Genomic DNA, 6,014 nt, shown 5'->3' with positions numbered 1-6,014 from the left:
GCCCACCCTCATCACCCGCGCCGAGGAGACCGAGCACCCCACCCCGGACGCGCTCTGGCCCGAGCTGATCCCCGCCGCGAACCTCGTCCGGTTGGCGGCCCGCCGCCTCGCCACGGGCCGCGAGTTCGCCTCGGACCGCGCCCGCTATCTGCGCAGCCCCGATGTGCGGCAACCCTCCGCCCCGAAGCGGGTCAGCGCGTGATCCGGATCCGCCCGGCCACCCCGGCTGACCTGCGCGAGCTCTCCGGGCTGGAGGCCGAGATCTTTGGCTCCGATGCCTGGAGCCCCCGCCAGCTCGACGAGGAACTCCGGGCGCCGCACCGCAGCTACTTCGTGCTCGCGGCGGACCCCGAGACCGGCTCCGACGGGACGGCCGGGGCCGAGCGCGTCCTCGGCTACGCCGGGCTCTTCCACCCCGGGGCCGTCGCGGACGTGCAGACCATCGCGGTCGCCGCCGAGGCCCGCGGCGCCGGGCACGGGCGCGCCCTCATGCGCGCCCTCATGGCCCGAGCCCGTGCGACCGGGGCCGAGGAAATCTTCCTCGAGGTGCGCGCCGATAACCCCGTCGCCCGCGCGCTCTACGCCGACCTCGGCTTTGACGCGATCGACGTGCGCAAGAACTATTACCCGTCCGACGGCGTGGACGCGATCGTGATGCGGCTGTCCCTCGCCCCCGCCCCCCGCGCCGAGCGCCCGGCCGCCCCCGGCCCCGTGGGCGCCGAGCAGATCGCGCCGCCCCTCGCCCGCCCCGAGCACCCCCAGGAGCCCCGAGCATGACCGCCCCAAGCCCCGCCCGCGAACCCCTCGTCCTCGGCATCGAGACGAGCTGCGACGAGACCGGCATCGGGATCGTCCGCGGTCGCACCCTCCTCGCCAACGCCATCGCCTCCTCGATGGACGAGCACGCCCGCTTCGGCGGCGTTGTCCCCGAGGTCGCCGCCCGCGCCCACGTCGAAGCCCTCGGACCCACGATCGATCGAGCCGTCGCGGAGGCCGGGATTCGCCTGGCGGACCTCGACGCGATCGCTGTCACGAGCGGCCCCGGCCTCGCGGGCGCCCTGATGGTTGGCGTCTCCGCCGCCAAGGCGCTCGCCCTCTCCCTCGACAAGCCCCTCTACGCCGTGAACCATCTCGTCGGCCACGTCGGAGCCGATCTGCTCCACGACACGGCGGGCGAGCTCGAGTTCCCCACCGTGGCCCTGCTCGTGTCCGGCGGGCACACCTCGCTGCTCCTCGTGCGCGACCTCGTGAGCGACGTCGAGATGCTCGGCGAGACGATCGACGACGCCGCGGGGGAGGCCTTCGACAAGGTCGCCCGCGTGCTCGGCCTGCCCTACCCCGGCGGCCCTCAGATCGACCGGGTCGCCGCGGGCGGCGACCCGAACGCGATCCGCTTCCCCCGCGGGCTGACCCTGCCAAAGGACCTCGCGAAGCACCGCTACGACTTTTCCTTCTCGGGGCTCAAGACCGCCGTCGCCCGCTGGGTCGAACAGCGCCGGGACGCGGGCGAGCCCGTGCCCGTTGCCGACGTCGCCGCGAGCTTCCGGGAGGCCGTCGCCGATGTCCTCACGCGCAAGGCGCTCGCCGCCTGCGCGGACCTCGGCGTCCCCCGGTTGTTGCTCGGGGGCGGCGTCGTCGCGAACGCCCGGGTGCGCGAGCTGGCCCAGGAGCGCGCCGCGGCCGCGGGCGTCGAGCTGCGCATCCCGCCGCTGTCGCTCTGCACGGACAACGGCGCCATGATCGCCTCCCTCGGCGCCCAACTCGTGGCCGCGGGGCACGCCCCCTCCTCGCTCGGGTTCGGCGCGGACTCGTCGCTGCCCGTCACCGACATTCAGGTCGGGTAACCCGCGCTCAGCCCATCGTCTTCTGGCCGTCGATGGCCTCCCGGATCAGGTCGGCGTGGCCGCTGTGCTGCGCGATCTCCCGGAGCAGGTGCAGGAGGACCTCGCGTCGGGACCAGGTGCTTCCGGCCGGAAACCAGGGCGTCGCGGGCAGCGGCACCCGCGCACCGAGATCGGGCTCGGCAGCGAGCCAGGCATCCAAACGCTCGGCAACCGCGCCCCCCTCAGCCCGGAACGAGTCGAGGTCGCGCCCGTCCCGATCCGGAAACGGTGCGCTGCCGGGATCGGGGAGCAGCGGGCTGTCGCGGGGCACCCCGGCCCGGTCGAGCCACTGGCTCTCCACCACGGCCAGGTGCGCGAGGATCGCCCCGAGGCAGAGCTCGCTCGCGGTGGGGCTAAGGCTCAGCTGTTCCGGGGTGAGCCCGGTCACGGTGCGTTCCAGCAGCCCGCGCTGCGTGGCGAAGGCGCCGCGCAGATCGTCGGCCTCCGTGCTCAGCGGGGAAACGGATGGGGTCATGCGCTCTCCTCCTTCGGCTGGGTGCCGGCGGGACCCCGGGAGGCGAGGACCGGCACGCGGCCCCCGCGCGTGCGGACGAGGGAGCGGTGGGTCGGTCCCTCGGGGACCGGGCCGCGGCGCAGGTGGCCACGGCACATGATGCCACGGATCCTCGTGATCGGGGAGAGGCAGTGCCCGGCCGTCCGGGCCCGTCCCGCTCCCCAGCGGCCCCGATCACCGGGCCCGCGCGCTCAGCAGCGCTCGGCGAGGAAGGCGGTGTGCTGCCCGGCGACCCGGGTGAGGAACAGGGTCGCGCTCGCGCGGCCCTTCAGCTTGAGCCGGGTGCGCAGCTGGGCGGGGTCCACGTCGATGCCGCGCTTTTTGATCTCCAGGGTGCCGATGCCGCGCGCGGCGAGCTCGCGGCGGAGGTCTCGCTCCTTGACCGGAACCTCGTCCAGAATGCGGTAGCCCGTGGCAAATGGTGTGGGGACGAACTCGTCAGCCGTGAGGTAGGCGATGCGATCGCTGAGCATGCCCGCGCCGAGTGAGCGGGCGAGGTCCCCGATGAGGCGGGCGCGGATCACGGCCCCGTCGGGCTCGTAGAGCACGGAGCCTGACGGCCGCACCGGCTCGTCCTCGCTGTCGGCGCGGGCGCTGAGCTCCTGCGCGCCCGCGCGTCCGTCGCCCCCCGCGAGCACCAGCGCCGAGCGGGTCACCCCGGGGCGGGCGAGCGAGCCGAACCAGAGCCCCATCTCGACGACCTGCCCGCCGACCGAGACCCACTGGGCCTCTGCGGCGTCGGGGATCAGCTCGCGGTCAAAACCCGGGCCGAGCTTGACCCCGGCGGGTCGTTCCCGGGCGAGCCCGAAGGCGAAGGCGAGGCTCGGGGAGTAGTCGTCCACCGAGGTCAGCCGCGCGGTGTCGCTGTGTCCGGCGGTGCGCCGTGCCGGATCGAGGAAGACGGCCTCGACGCCCGCGAGCTCGGCGGAGGCCGCATCCCCCGTGCGCACCTCGGCGCGGGGGAACCCCGCGAGGTTGTGCGCCGCGATTCGAGCGGTGACGGGGTCCAGTTCCACCGCGCGGACGGCGAGACCCGCCTCCGCCAGGGCGAGGGATTCCGTGCCGATGCCGCAGCCGAGATCGGCAACGGAGGTGATTCCGGCGGCTCGGTATCGCGCTGCGTGTTCGCGGGCGACGACCGCTCGGCTGGCCTGTTCAAGCCCCGCCTGCGTGAGCAGGCCGTCCGTGGGGAACAGGTCGCCGAGCTTGGCCCTGGCCTGCCGGCGCAGGCGCAGCTGCGTCAGCAGCGCGCTCGTCTCCTCCGGCGTGTGGCCCGCGCGGCGCAGCTCGGGTACGAGGCCCGCGGTGTCCGCGCCCGGCGGGGTGCTCCGGTCGAGTTCGGCGAGGCGTTCGCGGCCGGGCGCAGAAAAGAGGAACTCCCAGCCCGCGTCGGGGCCGGGAGTTCCGGGGGTGTGCTGCGTCACGCGGGCGCTCAGTATCCGCTCGTGCTGGCGACACCGGCCCCGGCGAACACGACCACCATGATGATCACGAAGGCGAGGTAGAGCACGATGAGCCCGGTGAAGATGTAGGAGAGGATCAGCCCGGCCTTCGCGAGGCCCTCACCGCTCTCGCCCGAGGTCTTCAGCTGGTTCAGCGAGATGTGCCCGAAGACGATGCCGACGGGGGCGAACACGAAGGCAGCGATGATCGCCAGGATGGCGAAGAGGTTCGTGCGGCCCGCGGGCGCGGGGTAGGCCTGGCCGTAGCCGGGCGCGGGAGCCTGCGGGTAGCCGTATCCCGGAGCCTGCGGGTAGCCCTGCTGGGCGTAGCCGGGCGCGCCGTAGGGGGCCTGACCGTAGCCGGGCTGCGCGGGCTGCTCAGGCGCGTAGGCGGGCTGCCCGGGCGCGTAGGCGGGCGGCTGCGGGTATGCCGGGAGGGCATCCGCGGGCGGCTGCGGGTACGCCGGGAGGGCATCCGCGGGCGTCGCGGCTGCGCCCGGAGCCTCGGGGCTGCTCGGAGCGAAGGGATCTGCCGGGGCGAAGGGATCCGCCGGCGTTGCGGAGGCCTCCGTCGGGGAAGCTGCGCTGGCGTCGCCGCCCTCGGCGTTGGGCCAGGGGGTCGGGTCGTTTTTCTCGGACATGTCGGTGGTCCTCTCGGATGGTGGTGCGGCCGGCTCCCCCTATTCTGTCAGGTGTTTCTTAGACCCGGCAGTACGGAACTGCTCGCGCGGGCCGCAATTGGCACTCGCCTTGCGTGAGTGCCAACGACGTTCTAAACTGAATTAGCACTCTCAACTGCGAGGTGCCAATTTCACGTTGTGTTTCCGCCGAAGAAAGAGGTCAACCGTGTCGGTCGCCATTAAGCCGCTCGAAGATCGTATCGTCATCCAGCAGGTCGAGGCAGAGCAGACCACTGCCTCCGGGCTCGTCATCCCCGACAGCGCGAAGGAAAAGCCCCAGGAGGGCGAGGTCGTCGCCGTGGGTCCCGGTCGCATTGACGACAACGGCAACCGCGTGCCGCTCGACATCAGCGTGGGCGACCGCGTGATCTACTCGAAGTACGGCGGCACCGAGGTCAAGTACTCCGGCGAGGACTACCTCGTGCTCTCGGCCCGCGACGTTCTCGCGGTCGTCGTCCGCTAGGGAACCCTCCCCGCGTTTCGGGGTCGATACCGTTCCGGTATCGACCCCGTTTTTTTCGCCGAACTCCGGCTCTGCCGCTCCGCCGCACCCTGGCGGGGCGGCAGCACCGCGCCGTCAGCCACCCCCGTCACCCCAGATCTCCCGGAGGACCCGTGTCCCGTCCCGCAGCTGCCGAGTCCCGGCGCGGCCTCATTTTCGCCCTGGGCTCGTACCTGATTTGGGGGCTGCTCCCGCTCTATTTCGCCCTCCTCGTCGGGCTGAACGCCTTCGAGATCGTCGCCTGGCGCATCCTGCTGACCCTCGTGTTCTGCGCCCTGTTGCTGACGGTGACCCGGGGCTGGGCGCAGGTCGCCGCGGTGTTCCGGGACCGTGCCGTGCTCGGGCGGCTCGCGCTGGCCGGGGCCGTGATCTACGTCAACTGGCAGACCTACGTGATCGCTTCCGTCTCCGGGCACATCCTGGACGCCTCGCTCGGATACTTCATCAACCCCGTCGTGACGATCCTGCTGGCCGTGATCATCCTGGGGGAGCGGCTGTCGCCGGTGCAGTGGGTGGCCCTCGCGGTCACCGTGCTTGCCTTCGCGGTGATCGCGATCGGCTACGGCACCTTCCCCTGGATCGCGCTGCTGTTGGCCCTGTCCTTCGGGGTCTACGGCTTCCTCAAGAAGGGCATCGGGAACCGGGTGGGGGCGCTCCCCGGGCTCTTCGTGGAGACCGTGGTGCTGACCCCGGTGGCCCTCGTGATCCTCGGGGTGCTGGCCGGGACCCGCGGACTCGACGTCGCCTCGGCCTCTCCCGGCCTCATCGCGGTGCTTGCCCTGTCCGGGGCGGTGACCGGGCTGCCGCTGATTCTGTTCGCGGCGGGCGCGCGTCGCCTCTCCCTGACCGCCCTCGGCTTCACCCAGTACCTCGCCCCCTCGCTCATGTTCCTCGTGGGCTGGCTCGTGCTCGGCGAGCAGGTGCCGGTCGCTCGCTGGGTGGGCTTCGCGCTCGTGTGGGGGGCGCTGATCGTGCTCTCCGTCGAGACACTGC

Annotated in this window: 7 protein-coding genes and 1 pseudogene; 5 read left to right on the top strand and 3 right to left on the bottom strand. The window is 72.7% G+C overall.

The window, feature by feature from the left end; translation table 11 throughout:
* From OOT08_RS06465 to tsaD, 3 genes and pseudogenes are all read left to right on the top strand, one after another.
* Nucleotides 1-202 (top strand): annotated as a pseudogene (locus OOT08_RS06465) (tRNA (adenosine(37)-N6)-threonylcarbamoyltransferase complex dimerization subunit type 1 TsaB); the annotation flags it as partial.
* Nucleotides 199-777, top strand: coding sequence for a ribosomal protein S18-alanine N-acetyltransferase (gene rimI, locus OOT08_RS06460; protein WP_325091773.1), 579 nt, complete (start codon nucleotides 199-201; stop codon nucleotides 775-777). The pseudogene OOT08_RS06465 and the gene rimI, both read left to right, overlap by 4 nt.
* Nucleotides 774-1,844 (top strand): tRNA (adenosine(37)-N6)-threonylcarbamoyltransferase complex transferase subunit TsaD, encoded by a 1,071-nt coding sequence (tsaD, locus tag OOT08_RS06455; protein ID WP_325091771.1) that lies wholly within the window; start codon nucleotides 774-776, stop codon nucleotides 1,842-1,844. The genes rimI and tsaD overlap by 4 nt, the downstream gene beginning before the upstream one ends.
* 7 nt (nucleotides 1,845-1,851) lie before the next feature.
* Here tsaD and OOT08_RS06450 read toward each other — a convergent pair whose 3' ends face one another.
* The 3 genes from OOT08_RS06450 to OOT08_RS06440 form a co-directional block, all read right to left on the bottom strand.
* Nucleotides 1,852-2,358, bottom strand: a complete 507-nt coding sequence (locus OOT08_RS06450) for a DinB family protein (protein WP_325091769.1) — start codon at nucleotides 2,356-2,358, stop codon at nucleotides 1,852-1,854.
* 230 nt (nucleotides 2,359-2,588) lie between these two features.
* Nucleotides 2,589-3,821, bottom strand: coding sequence for a THUMP-like domain-containing protein (locus tag OOT08_RS06445; RefSeq protein ID WP_325091768.1), 1,233 nt, complete (start codon nucleotides 3,819-3,821; stop codon nucleotides 2,589-2,591).
* Nucleotides 3,822-3,829: 8 nt separating this feature from the next.
* Nucleotides 3,830-4,480, bottom strand: coding sequence for a DUF4190 domain-containing protein (locus OOT08_RS06440; protein WP_325091767.1), 651 nt, complete (start codon nucleotides 4,478-4,480; stop codon nucleotides 3,830-3,832).
* Between the two features lie 205 nt (nucleotides 4,481-4,685).
* Between OOT08_RS06440 and groES the strand changes: the two genes are divergently transcribed.
* Together groES and rarD are read left to right on the top strand one after the other, a co-directional pair.
* Nucleotides 4,686-4,982, top strand: coding sequence for a co-chaperone GroES (gene groES, locus OOT08_RS06435; protein WP_325091766.1), 297 nt, complete (start codon nucleotides 4,686-4,688; stop codon nucleotides 4,980-4,982).
* Between the two features lie 152 nt (nucleotides 4,983-5,134).
* Nucleotides 5,135-6,014: EamA family transporter RarD (gene rarD, locus OOT08_RS06430; protein ID WP_325091765.1), on the top strand; the 880-nt coding region annotated here is incomplete at its 3' end.

This window comes from Leucobacter sp. M11 (assembly GCF_035726885.1).
Classification (GTDB): Bacteria; Actinomycetota; Actinomycetes; order Actinomycetales; family Microbacteriaceae; genus JAPFRB01.
This window is presented reverse-complemented; position numbering and strand designations above follow the sequence as displayed.